Annotated in this window: 18 protein-coding genes; all 18 read right to left on the bottom strand. The window is 56.1% G+C overall.

The genetic code is table 11. The features are described 5' to 3' along the window. Positions 1 to 30 precede the first annotated feature (30 nt). The 18 genes from flhA to ON16_RS05445 all read right to left on the bottom strand — a co-directional run bounded on the left by flhA (position 31) and on the right by ON16_RS05445 (position 15855). Positions 31 to 2130 carry a flagellar biosynthesis protein FlhA gene (flhA, locus tag ON16_RS05530; protein ID WP_040660196.1) on the bottom strand — a complete coding sequence of 700 codons (2100 nt, stop codon included), beginning with the start codon at positions 2128 to 2130 and terminating at the stop codon, positions 31 to 33. Between the two features lie 63 nt (positions 2131 to 2193). After that, entirely contained in the window at positions 2194 to 3297 is a 1104-nt protein-coding gene (gene flhB, locus ON16_RS05525; RefSeq protein ID WP_040660194.1) for a flagellar biosynthesis protein FlhB, read from the bottom strand. Between the two features lie 33 nt (positions 3298 to 3330). Then, positions 3331 to 4101, bottom strand: a complete 771-nt coding sequence (locus tag ON16_RS05520; RefSeq protein ID WP_040660192.1) for a flagellar biosynthetic protein FliR — start codon at positions 4099 to 4101, stop codon at positions 3331 to 3333. A 16-nt stretch (positions 4102 to 4117) separates the two neighbouring features. Continuing rightward, positions 4118 to 4372 carry a flagellar biosynthetic protein FliQ gene (locus ON16_RS05515; RefSeq protein WP_040660190.1) on the bottom strand — a complete coding sequence of 85 codons (255 nt, stop codon included), beginning with the start codon at positions 4370 to 4372 and terminating at the stop codon, positions 4118 to 4120. A 169-nt stretch (positions 4373 to 4541) separates the two neighbouring features. After that, positions 4542 to 5210: a flagellar type III secretion system pore protein FliP gene (fliP, locus tag ON16_RS05510; RefSeq protein ID WP_040660189.1), complete on the bottom strand. Its 669-nt coding sequence runs from the start codon at positions 5208 to 5210 to the stop codon at positions 4542 to 4544. Positions 5211 to 5222: 12 nt separating this feature from the next. Beyond that, complete coding sequence (fliO, locus tag ON16_RS05505) at positions 5223 to 5600, bottom strand: flagellar biosynthetic protein FliO (protein ID WP_040660187.1); 378 nt, start codon at positions 5598 to 5600, stop codon at positions 5223 to 5225. A gap of 3 nt (positions 5601 to 5603) precedes the next feature. Continuing rightward, on the bottom strand, positions 5604 to 5969 hold the full coding sequence (locus ON16_RS05500) for a response regulator (protein WP_040660185.1): 366 nt from the start codon (positions 5967 to 5969) through the stop codon (positions 5604 to 5606). Positions 5970 to 6034: 65 nt separating this feature from the next. After that, positions 6035 to 7528, bottom strand: coding sequence for a flagellar motor switch protein FliN (gene fliN / locus ON16_RS05495; protein ID WP_040660183.1), 1494 nt, complete (start codon positions 7526 to 7528; stop codon positions 6035 to 6037). Beyond that, positions 7518 to 8537 (bottom strand): flagellar motor switch protein FliM, encoded by a 1020-nt coding sequence (locus ON16_RS05490; protein WP_040660180.1) that lies wholly within the window; start codon positions 8535 to 8537, stop codon positions 7518 to 7520. Before ON16_RS05490 ends, fliN begins: the two co-directional genes overlap by 11 nt. Before the next feature lie 54 nt (positions 8538 to 8591). Further along, positions 8592 to 9419: an OmpA/MotB family protein gene (locus ON16_RS05485; protein WP_040660179.1), complete on the bottom strand. Its 828-nt coding sequence runs from the start codon at positions 9417 to 9419 to the stop codon at positions 8592 to 8594. Between the two features lie 30 nt (positions 9420 to 9449). Further along, a complete protein-coding gene (locus ON16_RS05480; protein WP_040660177.1) occupies positions 9450 to 10307 on the bottom strand; it encodes a motility protein A in 858 nt (285 codons plus the stop codon). A 152-nt stretch (positions 10308 to 10459) separates the two neighbouring features. Continuing rightward, positions 10460 to 10675: a flagellar FlbD family protein gene (locus ON16_RS05475; protein ID WP_040660175.1), complete on the bottom strand. Its 216-nt coding sequence runs from the start codon at positions 10673 to 10675 to the stop codon at positions 10460 to 10462. A 96-nt stretch (positions 10676 to 10771) separates the two neighbouring features. Next, positions 10772 to 11869: a flagellar hook-basal body complex protein gene (locus ON16_RS05470; protein ID WP_243441773.1), complete on the bottom strand. Its 1098-nt coding sequence runs from the start codon at positions 11867 to 11869 to the stop codon at positions 10772 to 10774. Between the two features lie 88 nt (positions 11870 to 11957). Next, positions 11958 to 12338 carry a TIGR02530 family flagellar biosynthesis protein gene (locus ON16_RS05465; protein WP_243441772.1) on the bottom strand — a complete coding sequence of 127 codons (381 nt, stop codon included), beginning with the start codon at positions 12336 to 12338 and terminating at the stop codon, positions 11958 to 11960. 27 nt (positions 12339 to 12365) lie between these two features. After that, positions 12366 to 12863 (bottom strand): flagellar hook assembly protein FlgD, encoded by a 498-nt coding sequence (locus ON16_RS05460; RefSeq protein WP_051131559.1) that lies wholly within the window; start codon positions 12861 to 12863, stop codon positions 12366 to 12368. Between the two features lie 34 nt (positions 12864 to 12897). Next, the gene (locus ON16_RS05455) at positions 12898 to 14022 is read right to left on the bottom strand and encodes a flagellar hook-length control protein FliK (RefSeq protein WP_040660171.1); all 1125 of its coding nucleotides are present in this window, start codon (positions 14020 to 14022) and stop codon (positions 12898 to 12900) included. Positions 14023 to 14064: 42 nt separating this feature from the next. Continuing rightward, complete coding sequence (gene fliJ, locus ON16_RS05450; RefSeq protein ID WP_040660168.1) at positions 14065 to 14520, bottom strand: flagellar export protein FliJ; 456 nt, start codon at positions 14518 to 14520, stop codon at positions 14065 to 14067. 33 nt (positions 14521 to 14553) lie between these two features. Beyond that, the gene (locus ON16_RS05445) at positions 14554 to 15855 is read right to left on the bottom strand and encodes a FliI/YscN family ATPase (RefSeq protein WP_040660167.1); all 1302 of its coding nucleotides are present in this window, start codon (positions 15853 to 15855) and stop codon (positions 14554 to 14556) included. Positions 15856 to 15858: the final 3 nt, after the last annotated feature.

Genomic DNA, 15858 nt, shown 5'->3' with positions numbered 1-15858 from the left:
GCACAAAGCGCCGCGGTCAATCGAACCGGTTTAACCCTTATCCACCGTCTCCTTCTTGCGCTCCATTGTAATGTTGCCAAGGGCCTGAATCTGAATCTCCGTAGTGATTTCGTTAAAAGATAACACGTACAAATTGGGGTAGAACTGAGACAGCATTCGTCCCAGATACACGCGGATAATGGGGCTTGTGAGAATAATCGGCGTCTGGTTCAACTCCGCAAACTTTTTGACGCACTCGCCCAGCTGGGAAACAATTAACTGCATCATATCCGCGCCCATGGCCAGATACACGCCCTGATCGTTCTTCGTGAGAGATGAGACGATCTGCTTTTCCACCTCCGCGTCCAGCGTCACCACACGGAGCTGCCCGTGCTCGCAGAAGCGGCGGGTAATGGTTCGGGCCAGTGCGCCGCGGACCGCTTCGGTAATCAGGTCCGCGTCGCGCGTGTTGTTCATGGCGTCCGCCGCAGTCTCCACGATGGTACCCAGATTCTTGATGGGGATGCCCTCTTTCAAAAGACTGCGCAGAATCTTTTCCAGAAGCCCGTAAGAAATGAGGGAGGGAATCGTCTCTTCCACCAGCTGGGGCGCCGCCTTTTTCAGGTTTTCCACCAGCCGGATGGTCTCCTCCCGGTCCAGCAGCTCGTATACATGCTTTTTAATCGTCTCAGACAGATGGGTCAGCATGACGGAGAGGGGGTCGATGACGGTGTATCCGTAAATCTCCGCCATCTCCCGGCTCTCCGGCAGAATCCACCGGGAGGGGATGCCGTACGCCGGTTCGATTGTCTCGATGCCGTCAATTTCCCCGCTGGGGGTCACCGGCTCCAGCGCCAGATAATAATCCACCAGAATCTCGCCCTTTGCCACCTCTTCGCCCTTGATCTTAATCACATACTGATTGGTTCCCAGCGTCGCGGAGTCATGCAGCCGCACCGATGGGACCACAAAGCCCATATCCTGCGCGTACTGGCGGCGGAAAATCACGATGCGGCTGATGAGTCGGCCGCCCCGCGCCTCGTCCACGAGAGGGATCAGACTGTATCCGAACTCCATCTCGATAGGTTCCACGTCCAGCAGGGAATAGATGTTGTTGATATCCTTGTAATACTCGTTTTCACTGGGGGCCTTGGCAGGCTCGGCAGCCTCAGATGCTTCCGCCTGCTGAACGGCCAACTCGGCCTTTTCCTTTTCCATGCGCAAAAGACCGCGGCGGCCCAAAACCACCAGCGCCACGCCCACCAGCGCCAGCGCCAGATGCGGTGTTTGGGGCATAGCGGCCAAAAACAGCAGCACAATACCCGCCACCATAATGGCCCGGGGCTGGGCTTTGAACTGCTGGAGGACATCACTGTTCAGACTTCCCTCGGACACGCTGCGGGTAACGATCATGCCCGTGGCGGTGGAGATCATCAGGGCGGGAAGCTGAGAAACCAGACCGTCGCCGATGGTGGCGATGGAATAGACCTGCATCACGCCGGCAAAGTCTCCCCCGCCCTGCACGATGCCAATAATCAGACCCGCGACAAAGTTAATCAGCGTGATGATAAGACTCATCACCGCGTCGCCCTTGACAATTTTGGTTGCGCCGTCCATAGCGCCGTAAAAATCTGCCTGACGCTGAACCTTTTCCCGGCGGATTCTGGATTCCTGTTCGTTAATCAGACCGGAGGAGAGATCTGCGTCGATGGCCATCTGCTTGCCGGGCATGGCGTCCAGAGTGAACCGGGCGGCCACCTCGGCCACGCGCTCGGCGCCCTTGGTAATGACGATGAACTGCATCAGCACGATGATGAGGAAGATGATGATGCCGATGACGATGTTGCCGCGGGTAATCAGCTGGCCGAAGGCCTTAATGACCGTTCCCGCATAGCCCCCGTTGGAGAGGATGAGTCGGGTGGAGGACACGTTCAGACCCAATCGGAACAATGTGGTCACCAACAGCAGCGATGGAAAAATGGAAAATTCCAATGCGTCAGAGATGTTCATGGTGATCAGCAGGATCACAATGGACAAAGAGATGTTGATGATAATCAAAATATCCATTAGCTGCGTGGGCAGCGGCAGGATTAAAAACAGGACGACTACGACCACGAAGATGGATATGATGTTATTGGTGAGCTGCTTCATCGCCGCACCGCCTTTCCTGTGTTATATGCAGAGTTTATTGCCTTTTGGCCGGTTCTCCGGCGGTCAAGTTGCGCCATGTTGGTCCGTTTGGTTCAGTTCCTTGCTCAAATCCCGATTGTTCAGTCGGTAAATGTATACCAGTACATCCGCCACCGCGCCATACAGCTCCGGCGGGATCTGCCGGTTCAGTTCTGCGGAGGCGTAAATGGAACGGGCAAGGGGAACATTTTCCACGGTGGGAATTTTGTGTTCCTCCGCCACCTTCACGATGCGCAGCGCCAGCTCGTCCAACCCCATTGCCAGCACCACGGGGGCTGCGTCCGTCTCCGGCTTGTAGCGCAGGGCCACCGCCACATGGGTGGGGTTTCGAATAACCACGTCCGCCTGAGGCACTTGCTGCATCATGCGGGACTGGGACATTTTTCGCTGGGCCTCCCGAATTTTGCCCTTGATCTGGGGGTCGCCTTCCGTCTGTTTGTACTCTTCCTTGATTTCCTGCTTGGTCATTTTCATCTGGCGCTCATAATCCCACCATTGATAGAGGAAATCCCCGGCGGCGACGACGATAAACGCGATGATAATCTGAAGGATCATGCTGCTCAGACGGCTGAGAATATCCTTGGAAACGGCGGTAATATCCGTGTTCATATAGTTGACAAAGACGGATATGCAGCCGCTGAGAAAATGATAGATGATCACCAGAAGAATGGTGATCTTGAGAATGCCCTTTCCCGCCTCGACCACGCTGCGCAGGGAGAACAGTTTTTTAAAGCCCTCCAGCGGATTGATGCGGCTGAACTTTGGCTGGATAGACTGCCCGGACACCAGCAGCTTGGTCTGGAAAAACGTGGCTCCCATGGCTGCCGCCACGATCACCAGCATGGTGGGGCCAACCGCCATGAAAAGGGTGAAGGCCCCTTCTTTGAGAATCTCCGGCAGCTGCCCCGCCAGAGCGGAGGCAGAGAGAGTCTGCGCCGAAAACAGACACAGGCGGAAAAAACTGCTCAAATGCTCCACCGCACTTGGCATGGTGATGCGCAGCGCCGCGTAGCCGGCCAGCAGCGTTACCACAGATACCGCGTCGTTGCTGAGAAAGACGTTGCCCTTTTTTCGTTGGTCCCGTCGCTTTTTCGGGGTTGCTTTTTCTGTTTTATTGCCCTCCGGCACAGGCGCTCCCCCCTTTGTTTCCAGACGTTCCCGCTATGGAGCCAGCGTCGTCAGCGTATCCCGCACGGCGAGAAGCATTCCGTTTTCCGCGTTCAGCAAGAACTCGCTGATCGGTGTCATAAACAGCATCAAAAGGCCCAGACCGATGATCATCTTCAATTCAATATTAATGGAAAACACGTTGATCTGGGGGATGACCTTCATCAAAATGCCCATTCCGATCTGTCCCAGCAGTTCTGCGGCCAGAATGGGGACCGCCAGCTTCACTGCCAGCAAAAAGCACTCGATGAATAACTCCACCCCTGCCTGCATGGCGGCTTGTCCCAAAGCTGCCTGACCAAAGGGGACGATCTCCCCGGAGGTCAGCAAAATCCGCAGAAGTGTGTTGTGACCGTTGGCCGTAAAAAACAGCAGCGTCATCAAAATGGTCAGCAGCGTGCCGGTGACGGACATGGAGATTTGGGAGCCGGGATCGTATTCCCGGGACATGGTCATGGCCATCTGGTTATCAATGATCTCGCCGGCCTGCTGGGGAATGAGGTAGATAAAAAACTGGACGGCCATTCCCACCATAAATCCAACGCCCAGTTCCAGCAGCAGCTTCACGCTGAACTCCACCAGATTCACCGGGACGGGGACGCCCCCGCCCGTAAAAGACGCGACGAACCAAGTGAGAACCAGAGCGAATCCCGCCCGGTAGATGCCGGGAACGTTTTGCCGCCCCAGCAGCGGGTTGAACAGCACGAAACCGCTCATCCGCATCAAAATGTAAAGCAGCAGCGTGAGCCTGCCCCAATCAATCATGGAACCGCCCCGCTTTTCACAGCATCAGAGTGAACAGGTGCTGTGTGTATTCCACCAGCGTGTTCATCATCCAGCCGCCGCCGACAAACAGAATCAACACCGTTACCAAGAGCTTTAAAACAAAGCCCAGCGTCTGGTCATGGATCTGCGTGACCGCCTGAAAAATGGCCACCAGCACACCCACCACCATACTTAGAAACAGAATGGGCCCGCCCAGCCGAAGTACCACAAAAACACCTTGCCGGAGAATTTCGCCTGCGTTCAGGTCCATTCGTCACCACCCCTTTCCAGAGCAAGATTCAAAAGTATCCACAGCGGTTCCGCGTTCCAACCATCTGGCGCGGTGCTGCCGCTCCCTGCGTCAGCAAGGATGCGTCCTCCGCCTTGCGCCAACTTGCCGGATCGTGTCTTTCTTGCGGCCGCCTTTTCAAAACCCGGCTCTAGTGAAAACCCTGTACCAGCGTTGAGAACAGCAGTTCCCACCCGTTGAGCACAATGAACAGCAACAGCTTGAAGGGGGTGGAGATCATGGACGGGGGCAGCATAATCATGCCCATGGACATCAGGGTGGAGGCCACCACCACGTCGATCAGCATGAAGGGAATGTACAGCAAAAAGCCGATTTCAAACGCCCGTTTCAGCTCGCTTGTCATGAAGGCGGGGACGATGACGTGCATCGGCAGGGCCTTGGCCGCGGCTTCGTCCGCGGGCCGCTCCGCAGTGCCATCCAGATCGCAGAACAGATTCAGGGAGGACGTCTCGGTGTTGCGGAGCATGAAATCCTTCAAGGGAACCTCCGCCCGCTCGATGAATTCCGTCTGGGTGATCTCTTCGGCCACGTAAGGATCATAGGCGTTGGTTTTGATGCTGGAGAACACAGGGTTCATGGTAAACAGCGTTAAAAACAGCGCAAGGCCGATCAGCACCACGTTGGGCGGAGTCTGCTGCGTGCCCATGGCGGAGCGGAGAAAGGAAAATGTTACAATGTAGCGGGTGAAGGAGGTCATCATCACCATCAGCGATGGGAGCAAGGTGATGGCCGTGGTCAGGAACAGGATTTGAAGTGCCTGCACGTTATCCCCGTTGACATTGACCAGCGCGTCTGTCACATTATGATCCTCCTACTTCTTTCTCTGCTTCCAGACTTCCCGCAATGCATCCTGAAAGGGCATCGGGGTTCCGGTTTCGCCGCACGGCGGGGCTGTATGCTCCGTCCAGGCGGACGCCTCCTCGGCGCTCAACTCCCGGAGAAGCGTAATCTGGCTTCCGGTAACGCCGAGAAGAAGGATGGTATCCCCTGTCCGAACTGCCGCCAGATACTGTTCGCGGCCCAGCGGCAGCCGTTCCAGCAGTTCAAGCTGTCCTTCCCGGCTCCGGGAAAAGCGCATTGTCCCCGGAGCCCGGCCAGCCAGATACCGGGTAAACAGCCACGCCAGAAGCAATATGACGACGACTGCCGCCAGCATCCCCAAAAGGGTGCCGATTTCCGCCCAAGGCATGGATCAGGGATTGCCGATGATGGAATTCACCGTCTTGAGCACGCGGTCGGCTTTAAACGGCTTGACGATGAAGTCCTTCGCGCCGGAGCGCACTGCGTCGATGACCATGCTCTCCTGACCCATGGCGGAGCACATGACCACATTGGCCGCTCCGTCCTTGGCGCGGATGGCCTTCAGGGCCTCCAGTCCGTCCATGTTGGGCATTGTGATGTCCATGATGACCAGATCGGGGTGGACCTCACCGTACTTCTCCACCGCGTCTGCGCCGTCTACCGCCTCAAAAAGCTCGGTATATCCGCTCTTGGAAAGAGTATCCTTGATGACCTTGCGCATGAAAGCTGCGTCGTCAACCACTAAAATTTTAGCCATATTTAAAACCTTCCTTTTCTCTGATCTGTCGTTTGGAATTTCAATTCCTAATTGTCGGCCGTCGGTTATCCGTTGACCAGCTCGTTGGGATCAGGGGATTTCAAAACTTCGGTAATGCGGATTCCAAAATTATCGTCAACAACCACCACATCGCCCTTGGCGATGCACTGTCCGTTTACGAACAGGTCAACCTGATCGCCAGCCAGTTTGTTCAGCATGACCAGCGAGCCTTTTGTAAACGCCAGAACATCCTGCACCTTTCTGCGGGCCCGCCCGATTTCAACGGAGACTTCCAGCGGAACCGACATCAGCAGATCCAGATTTTCGGCCTGCTGTTCGTCCAGCGCGTCGCCGCTGGCCAGCCTTGGCATCTCTGCCGGAGAGGACTGAATCATCCTTGGCGCCGGCTGGGCCGGTTGAGCCATCTGGGGCGGAGCGGGATAATAACCGGGAGGCGGATAATATCCCGGAGCATACTGCCCGTACGGCGGCATCGGATAAGTTCCGGCAGGCGCGGGCGGAGTCTGCATCTCAGATGTGGGATAGGCCGGTTTTGCAGGCTGTTGGGGAGGCGGGGTCTGCTGCGGTGCAGTCTGCATACCGTTCATAAGCCGCTCAATCTCCGCCTGACTCATGGTCCCGGCAGAGGGCTGCGGCGCTGGCTGGGGTTCGGTCTGCATACCGCTCATAAGCCGCTCAACCTCCGCCTGACTCATGGTCCCGCCAGAGGGCTGCGGTGTTGGCTGGGGTTCGGTCTGCACACCGCTCATGAGCCGCTCGATTTCCGCCTGACTCATGGTTCCACCGGAAGGTTGAGTAGTTGGCTGAGGCGTGGGTTGCGGTGTGGAGGGCGTTTCGGTCATCAGCCGTTCGATCTCTTCCTGACTGAGCTTCGGGCTGTTTTCCAAGGGAGAGGCTACCTGTTCCGAAGAGGTGGATTCGGGCGGAGCGGCATCCTCGTCGTCGCCAAGACCCAGACCGGAGAGCAGCTCCCGCGTTAAGTCCACAGACATGACGTTGATGAACTCGCTTTGCAGCGTCCCCTCAATGTTCAGCATAAATCGGACGACCACGCAGTTGCCGTCCTGTACGGGGAAGTGTTCTTTCTTAAAGGTGTCAAAATCCTCCAGCTCAAAGGACTCGGGCGTGGAGATGTTGACCGGGAAACCCAGAAAATCAGATAGTGCCGTGGAGGCTGCGCCCATCATCTGATTCATAACCTCGCACACGGCACTAATGGTCAGCTCGTTCAGCTCAAACTCTTCGTCCGGCGTCTCGGAACCCATGAGGATATCCACAATGACCTTCACGTCACTGCGCTTGAGCAGCATAATGTTGCTGCCCTCCAACCCGGACACATAGCGGATCTCCACGCCGATAGCAGGCTGAAGCTCCCCAATGCTAAAGTTATCTACATCGCACACAGAGACTCTGGGCGTTGTGATTTCCACGCGGTGATCCAGCAAATTGGACACAGCGGTTGCGGAGGAACCGAGGCTGATGTTCATCACTTCCCCGATTGCATCCAGCTCCATGGAGTTAAAAATGTTATCTGCCATCCTGTTCGACGTTCCTTCCCTCGGGCTCATAATAGGTTTTCCCTATTTTGACCGCCATGTTTTTGTTGTGTACACCCATAACCCCGTCAAACCAGCGCCTTCCGCCAATGTTGATGTAAACCGGGGAGTTTTTGGGCCGCTTCAGGTCAATCACATCTCCCACATTCAGGTGGTAGATATCGCTGAGTTTTAATTTCGTGCGGCACATTTCAGCGACCAGATCAATTTCCGTGTTCTTCAGAGATTCGAAAATCTCCCTTGCCGATGCTTCGTCCTGACCCTTGTGGGCTGTGTTCAGGCGACTCATCTCACTGAAAACGTTGGTCAGCACCATGCCGGGAAGGCAGATGCTCATGTGCCCGTCGCAATTCGGGAATTTCACAATCAGATCCATAATGACCACGATTTCATCCATACCCAACGGCTGGATCATCGTTGGGTTTGGCTCTACCCGGCCAAACTCAAAGTCCAATGGAAGATAGTTCTGCCAGCTCTCGCCCAGATTTTCAACAAAATACCGGGTCAGACCCTCGCTGATCTTTAATTCGAGATCAGTAAAGGTATATTCCGGGTCAAGATCGTCATCCACATCGCCCTCGCCGCCCATCATGCGGTCAATCATGCTCAGCATCAGGGACTTGCTGACGTGCAGCAGTGTCGGGGTATCTTCCCGAACATCTCCATAGCGTACATAGGACAGCGTTAGAACATCGCCTTCGATCAAAGCGTTGGAAAATTCGTAATATCGCTGTTCCTCTGCCGATTCCACGCTGATTTCGCAGCTGGTGTGCATCAGGGCGTTCACGCGGGAATTCAGGTTTCTGGAGTAGTTTTCAAAAATGCTGTCCAGCATTTTGAGACGATCCTTGGTAAACTTCCGAGGACTTCTGAAGTCGTACTTTCGATACTTCTTGGTCTTGGACGTATCCTCCGCAGGCTCGAGGTTCTCCCCGCTCCTCGCAGCGCTGAGCAGAGCATCAATTTGACTTTGTGACAGTACCTCAGACATGGGCATCCCCCCTCTCTTTTTTCACCGCCTTGCAGCGTTGGACTCCGCGCCGGATCAACCGATGGCGGCGGTGCCCGTTCTGGTTTCCGCGGAAACGGGGGACTCTGTACCCCGCTCGGTATAATACTGCTCAATTCCGTCCCCAAGCGTGCTGGTCACATCCAGACCGGTAACGATCAGCTCCACACGCCGGTTTTTCGCCCGGCCTTCGCTGCTGGCGTTGTCGGCCACCGGGCGGAATTGCCCATAGCCCATGCTGATCATGCGCGCCGGGTCCAGAATGTTCAGCTCCTGAAGGTATACCAAAACCACCGTGGCGCGGTCAGACGCCAAAAAGCGGTCAACGGTTGGATTGTTGGGCTTGCTGGGGTCGCCCTGCGCTGTGTGCCCCAAGATCCGCAGCTCGTCGATGGAAGAACGGGCTTTTCCGATAATCGTCCCCACTTCGTTCAGAATCTCCTCGCCGTCTGTCCGCAGCACATAACTGTCCCCGTCAAAGAACACCGCGTCGTTGAAGGAGATGAAGACGTATCCGTCCCCCTTGGTGACCGAAATGTTTTCCGCCGCGCCCTGCTGGGCGACGTATGTTTGCAGATCAATAAAAAGTTGTTCGATTGTGGTGTCAATCTCCTCTTGCGTCTGTTGTCCGCTGCCGCCATCCGGGCCTCCGGTGGGGTCCGCAAGCTGCCCGGCGTTTCCCTTCATCTCCGTTGCCTCGTGGACGGCGTCGGGGTTGAAGCTCTGTACCAGCTGAACCCATTTCTGCTGGTCGATGGAAGACATGGAGTACAGCAGGACAAAGAAGCACAGCAACAGCGTTACCATATCGCCGTAGGTGTCCATCCAGCTGGCCCCGCCGCTGCCCCCTTTACGCTTTTTCATGTGTCACCCGCCTCCCGATTTCCTCTGGGATCATTTCTCTTTCTTACCCTTGCTTTTTTTCTCACCCTTAGCCTTGGAGGCGCTTCCGTCGTCTCCGCGCTGCTTCTGATCCACAAAGGTCAGCAGCTTTTCGCGCAGAGACTTGGGGTTCTCTCCGGATTGGATGGACATGATTCCCTCAACAATAATCATCTTGCACAGAACTTCTTCTTCGTCCCGGATTCTCAGGTTGGAGGCAATGGGGTTAAAAATCATGTGGGCCAACACGCAGCCATACAGCGTGGTGATCAGGGCCGTGCCCATATCGGTGCCGATGCTGGAGGAACCGCCTTCACCCGAGAGGTCCATGTTCTTCAGCATGTTGATCAGGCCCACCAGCGTACCCACCATACCAAAGGCCGGGGCCACGGAGGACGCCTTTTCATACATACCCGCCACGCTGTCGTGCCGGGCAGACATGCACTCAATGTCGTTATTCAGAATGCCCCGGACCTTGTCCGCGTCGTTCGCGTCCACGATCAGCATGATTGCCTGCTTGAAGAAGGGGTCGTCCTGCTGATTGGCCTTTTCCTCCAACGCCAGAAGTCCGTTTTTTCGGGCCACCTGCGCCAGCTCCACCAACTGGTCTATGTAATACATCGGATCATACTTTTTGGTGTCCAGCATGATTTTGAAATGCTTGGGCAATGCCTTAAGCATTTTCCCGGGGAAGCTGGCCACCACCACCGCAAACGTGCATCCGAAGACGATCAGAATGCTGGAGGGATCAAAGAAGTTCATGATCTGCCCGGGAGCTACCGTAAAATGACCGTTCACACTGGTGAACATCATGCCCACTATCATGACTCCAAGGGCGATTACTGTGCCAATAATGTACGTTAAATTCATCTGTCTCTCTCACCTCTGCCGGAGGGCAGGCGCAAGGTCTGCCACCGTCCGTTTTTTTCTAAAGCGCCCGCTTGATTCCCGTGCACGGCTGTGCCGTGTTTTCCATGCACGCGGATCAGGCTGGCCCTTTATAAGCCGGAAAAATCCGGCTCTCAGCGCTGGCCGATTACCTTGACTGCACGGGCGATATCCTGAACCTTGGCGTTGTACTCAGCAATTTTTTGGACAATTTCTTCCGCCGTTTCCCGGACCAGATAGTAGCTGCGGTTCATCATGACAATTTTTGTTTCCGGAATCAACTCAATACATTCGATCTGCAAGTGGTTCACCAGAAACTTCTCGTGGTTCATCTTGGTCAGGACGATCATGGGGTTCCTCCTTTCAGGATTCGGGGCTTGCCGGGCGCGGAATTTTTCCGCGCCCGGCCGCACCGGAAAGGTTTATACGAATGGCACCGCCTCAGATTACCGCTTCATGTTGACCAGTTCCTCCAGCATGGAGTCGGTCACGGTGATAATACGGGTGTTGGCCTGATAGCCGCGCTGGGTGGTAATCATCTCGGAGATTTCGGTGGCAAGGTCCGTGCCTGAGGACTCAAGGCCGCCGGTAATCAGCTCGGTTTTGCCCGTGTTCTTGATGGACTTTGCATTGGCGGCGTCGGCAGCCAGATTGTTCAAATATCCCGTGACCGCGCCGCCAATAGATGCGGCGCTGCACTCTCCGGCGCCCTCGCCTGCCCGATAATAGGGACCGGAAATATGGCTCACGCCGTTGGGATTGCTGACGCTGGCCATCGCAATATAGCCAACCACCACGGTTTTGCTGTCCGCTTTGTTCACGGCGGTGATTTTACCGGTAGCGCCGTCGATTTGGATGGAGTCTGCCTGAATTGATTGCAGGGCGTTGCCCTTTGCGTCCACGGTGGGATAGACGCCTAGTTCGCCGGCGGTCACGCCGGGGTAAAGCGCCGTGCCTTCTGCGGGGCCGGCAGCGGCGTCTGCCGGAATGCCCGCTGCCATAGGCAGACGGATAGGAACCAGCTGGGTGCTGACGGTGGGCTTATCCGCATCGGCAATCACTCCGGCGGTGGTGGTTCCGGATTGCGTGACAAATCCATAAACCACGTTGCCCTGCCCGTCCACCAGATAGCCCTGAGAATCAAATTTGAAATTGCCCACTCGGGTCAATGTCAAATCCTTGGCTTCCACGGTGGCCAGCTTGCCGTCGGCTCCCATGGCCGGCTTATTGCCCACCATGAAAAAGCCGTCGCCGTTAATCATGCAGTCCATTCCGTTTCCGGTTGGGGAATAGTTCTTGGTGCTCATATCCAAGTCGATGGTGCCGAGGCTGCACCCGTAGCCGATCTGGGAGGGGTTCACGCCGCCAACGGTGGCCGTTCCGTTGGAGCCGCCGGTCAGTGTGGTGTAAAGGGACTCCTGAAACGTGGTGCGGGCTGATTTGTAGCCGTAAGTATTCACGTTTGCGATGTTGTTGCCGATGACGTTGAGCTTTTGCATGTGGGATTTTAAACCCGAAATGGCCGCGTACATTGCGCCTGTCATGGTAAAAAAACTCCTTTCGGTTGGCGCCGCCGGGGGACAGTCAATCGGATTTCCCCCAGAGCATCCTTCCGGTCCTGCTCTCTGTTTGTTACAGGATCACGGCGCCGTCAATGTTTGTAAAAATGTTTTCCTTCATCTCTTCCGGGGACATGGTGGTGATCACCCGCCCGTTGGGGACGTTGATGATAAAAGCCCGCGTGGTGTCAAACGCCAAAATGTTGGTGGCGCCCTTCGCTTGGGCCTTTTCCACGGTGCCGCTCAGCTGATTCATCAGCTGGTCGTCCACCTGAATGCCGCGCTGCTCCGCCCGTTCACGGGCGTGCTTGGAGAACGCGACGGACTGGCTCTCCTGCTGGCGCTGGAGCAGCTGCGCACTGAAGGAGGTCTGCGCCGCGCCCGCATTTCCGCTCTTTTTTGCGGAGAGGCCGCTGTTTTGCAAAGAGGATATCCGGTCGATCAATGTTCTCACTCCTTTGACCCTTTGATCAATCAAAACTTAGGTGGGTTTGGTGTCGCCGCTGCTGCCGCTGTCACCGCCGTTGTCGCCGCTGTCGGGAGATGTGGGGGGATCTTTTGAATCAGGCAGACGGCCAACCGCCATAATGCTGCTCATGCTGTATGTTTCTCCGTTGACAAAAATCACAGGACTGCCATTGTAGGTTCCCGTACCGGTCACAGTTCCCACGATTTCCTTCAGATTTCCGTTGGCGTCGAAAGTACCTACGGTGACTTCCTTGCCTACCAGCGATGCGGAATAGCTGAGGCTGACGGCATCTGTGATGTTGGTGATTGCCTGAATCATGGACATCTGCACCATCTGGTTGAGCATGTCGGTGGTGGAGGCGGCGTTTTCCGGGTCCTGATTTTGAAACTGTGCCACCATCATTTGCAGGAAATCCTGCATGTTGAGGCTCATAGAATCGGATTTGCTTTTGACAGTCGCGACGTTTTTAGACTTGCTAAGCGATGCAATATCGCCGATGTAATCGCTCATTGGACTGCTCCTTTCCTTAAAAATGCAAGGCCCGTCAGCTCACCTGCTCATTCAGATTCACAAGGCCCAATCGAAGCTGCTGGAGAAAGTCCTCTCCATTTTGCCGACGGTGGTTGTGCTGCTGATTCTGCCCGTGCTGCTGATTCTGCTGGAATTGCTGGAACTGTTGATTCTGCTCCTGCCGCTGAACCTCCACCTGAACCGGGGTTTGGGTGCTGTTTTGAAGCAGGGCGCCCAGATTCTCCGCGTGCTGGCCCAAAAGAGCGGCCGCCTTTTCTGTGGTGGTGTGGAGCACGACTTGAAGCGCGCCGTCCTGCGTCTGGGTCAAGTCAATGGTCAGCGTTCCCAGACTCTCCGGAGCCAGCTGAATCTTCACCTGCTGCGCGCCGTCTTTCAGGGCTGTGCCGATTTGCTTGGAAAGCTGGGCGTCCAGCTCCGGCTGGGTCGTGTCCGCAATCGGAGTCTCGCCTACCTTCACGGGAACGCTCTCCACATTGCGGAACAAAGGCTGGGTGGTTTCCACAGCTGCGTTTTCCAGCTGAGGCGTCTTGCTGTCGCTGCCCTGCCCGGTCAAACCGGCGTCAGGCTGCTGATCGGCGCTCTCACTGTTTTGCAGTTCAGAGGACTGCGCGGTCACAGGGATTCCCTGCGCGGACTGAGAGGCGTCGGCGCTCTGCGCGGATTGGGAGATGCTCTGGCCAGAGACTTCCGCGTTCTCGGTTAAAGGGTGCTCCACGGGCTGGGAAATCGTCTCAATCGCGCTGCCTTGAAGAAAGGTCTTCCCTGCTTCGGGCTGCTGATTGACTGCGATCTCCGCCGGTGCTGCGATCTGGGCCGACAGTCCCTCCGGCAGAATTTCCTGCGTGTGGACCTGCACCGGCGCGGCCTGTGCCATGAGCATCGTCATCGCCGCCGCCACTTCTTTCAGCGTTTCATCCGGAAGTCCCTCCGACTGCTCCGCTCCGGCGGTCTGTTCGTTTGCCCCGGGTTTCAGCTGCGTGGTGGAATCCGCTGATTTGGTACGGTCCTTCAACAGCGTGTCAAAGCTGGAATCACGGCTGCCGCCGGTTTTCTCTCCGGAATCCGCCTTGGTGGGCCGCTGGGTCTGCGCCGCGGACATGGCCTGCATGGTTTGCAGCAATTCGTTCATCGTATTCATGTTTTCACCTCCTTTATATGGAATGGGATTTGCTATTTATGATTACAGTGACGCGCCCTGTGCGTTTGCGCTCCGGGCGCCCACTAAATCATCAATAAATTGTTCTTCGCTTTTTTCAAGATCCTTCCGATAAGCACGCAGCTTTTTCTCCCGCAGCTTTTCCACGGACGAGGCGTCCTGCTTCGCGCTGACCAGTTCCTGCCGTTTGGACTCCATCTGCTTTTGCAGCTTTTGAAGTTGAAGAAGTTCTCTGGCGATGACCGCCGTCTGAACCTCCAAAGCGGTTTCATAGCCCCGGATATCTGCAATTCGCAGCCCCGCGGCTTTTTTCTCCCGGTACTCCTGATTAATCTCCATGAATCGCTGTTGAGCCGTGTTCACCGCGCCCTCCTGCCGGTGGACTTCCGCCGTAATGGCGCCAAGCTCCACCTGAAGGGAGTCCTGCACCTGCTGGCGGTAATCCAGCACAGTGTCCAGTGAAAACCGAAACTTTTTCATGATACAGGCCCCCTTTCTCGGCGTTCAGATTTTTTAGTGAAGAATCTGTTCCATTTGCTCCACCGTTTCCTCATAGGAAAACGACTCGTCCACATCCTGTTTGAGGAAAGTGTCAATGGCGTCGATTTTGCCCAGCGCATAGTCCAGCTTGGGATTGGTTCCCGCCTTGTACGCACCGATGGATACCAGATCGGAGCTTTTTTCATAGATGCTCATAATGTCCCGGATGCGTCCCGCCGCCCGGCGGCTCTCCAACGGGACGATATCCGTCATCAGACGGGAGATGCTGGCTCCCACATCGATGGCGGGGTAGTGGTTGGCGGCGGCCAGCCGCCGAGAGAGAACGATATGCCCGTCCAGAATGCCGCGGACGGTATCGGAAATCGGTTCGTTGGTGTCGTCACCCTCCACCAGAACGGTATAGACCCCGGTAATGGACCCCTTTTCAAAATTGCCGCTGCGCTCCAGCAGCTTGGGAAGCTCCGCGTAGATCGAGGGCGTATATCCTCTCGCCACGGGCGGTTCACCCACGGCAAGGCCGATCTCCCGCTGGGCCATGGCAAACCGAGTCAGGGAATCCATCATCAACAGCACATCGTACCCCTGATCCCGGAAATATTCCGCGATGCCGGTGGCAACGGAGGGACACTTTTTGCGAAGCATGGCGGGCTGGTCAGAGGTGGCCACCACCAGAATGGAGCGTGCCATGCCCTCATCGCCCAAATCCTTGCGGACAAAATCCAAAACCTCGCGTCCACGTTCGCCCACAAGGGCGATGACGTTGATGTCTGCTTTCACATTTTTGGCGATCATGCCCATCAGGGTGCTCTTGCCCACGCCGGAACCGGCGAAGATGCCGATACGCTGGCCTTTTCCGATGGTTAAAAGCCCGTCGATGGCCTTGATTCCAAACTCCATCCGCTCCGTGATGGCGGGGCGGGAGAGGGGGTTGATGTATTTGCCCTCCACGCAGTGGGAAAAGCCGCTTTCAAAGGGAGCGCCGCCGTCGATGGGCTGGCCCAGAGCGTTGATAATACGCCCACGAAGAAACGGCCCCATGGGGAGGGTGAGCTGCCGCCCCGTGTTGCGGACAAAGTTGCCCGCGGAGATGCCGCTCATGTCGGAGTAGGGCATCAGGAGGATGCGGTCATTCTTAAAGCCGACCACCTCCGCCGTTACCTGATCTCCGGTGTCGCCGTTGTAAATTCGGCAGATGTCGCCCACGGCGGCATTTCCGCCGGAGGCCTCGATGGACATGCCGACAATATTTTCGATCCTTCCCGTCAGGCTGAAGGTGTCGGCATTTTGAATCTGCTGAATCATCTGTCCAAACACAGG

It is taken from the genome of Oscillibacter ruminantium GH1 (assembly GCF_000307265.1).
In the GTDB taxonomy this organism is placed as follows: domain Bacteria; phylum Bacillota; class Clostridia; order Oscillospirales; family Oscillospiraceae; genus Oscillibacter; species Oscillibacter ruminantium.
Note: the sequence above shows the minus strand (reverse complement) of the source record. Positions and strands in the feature narration are given on the sequence as shown.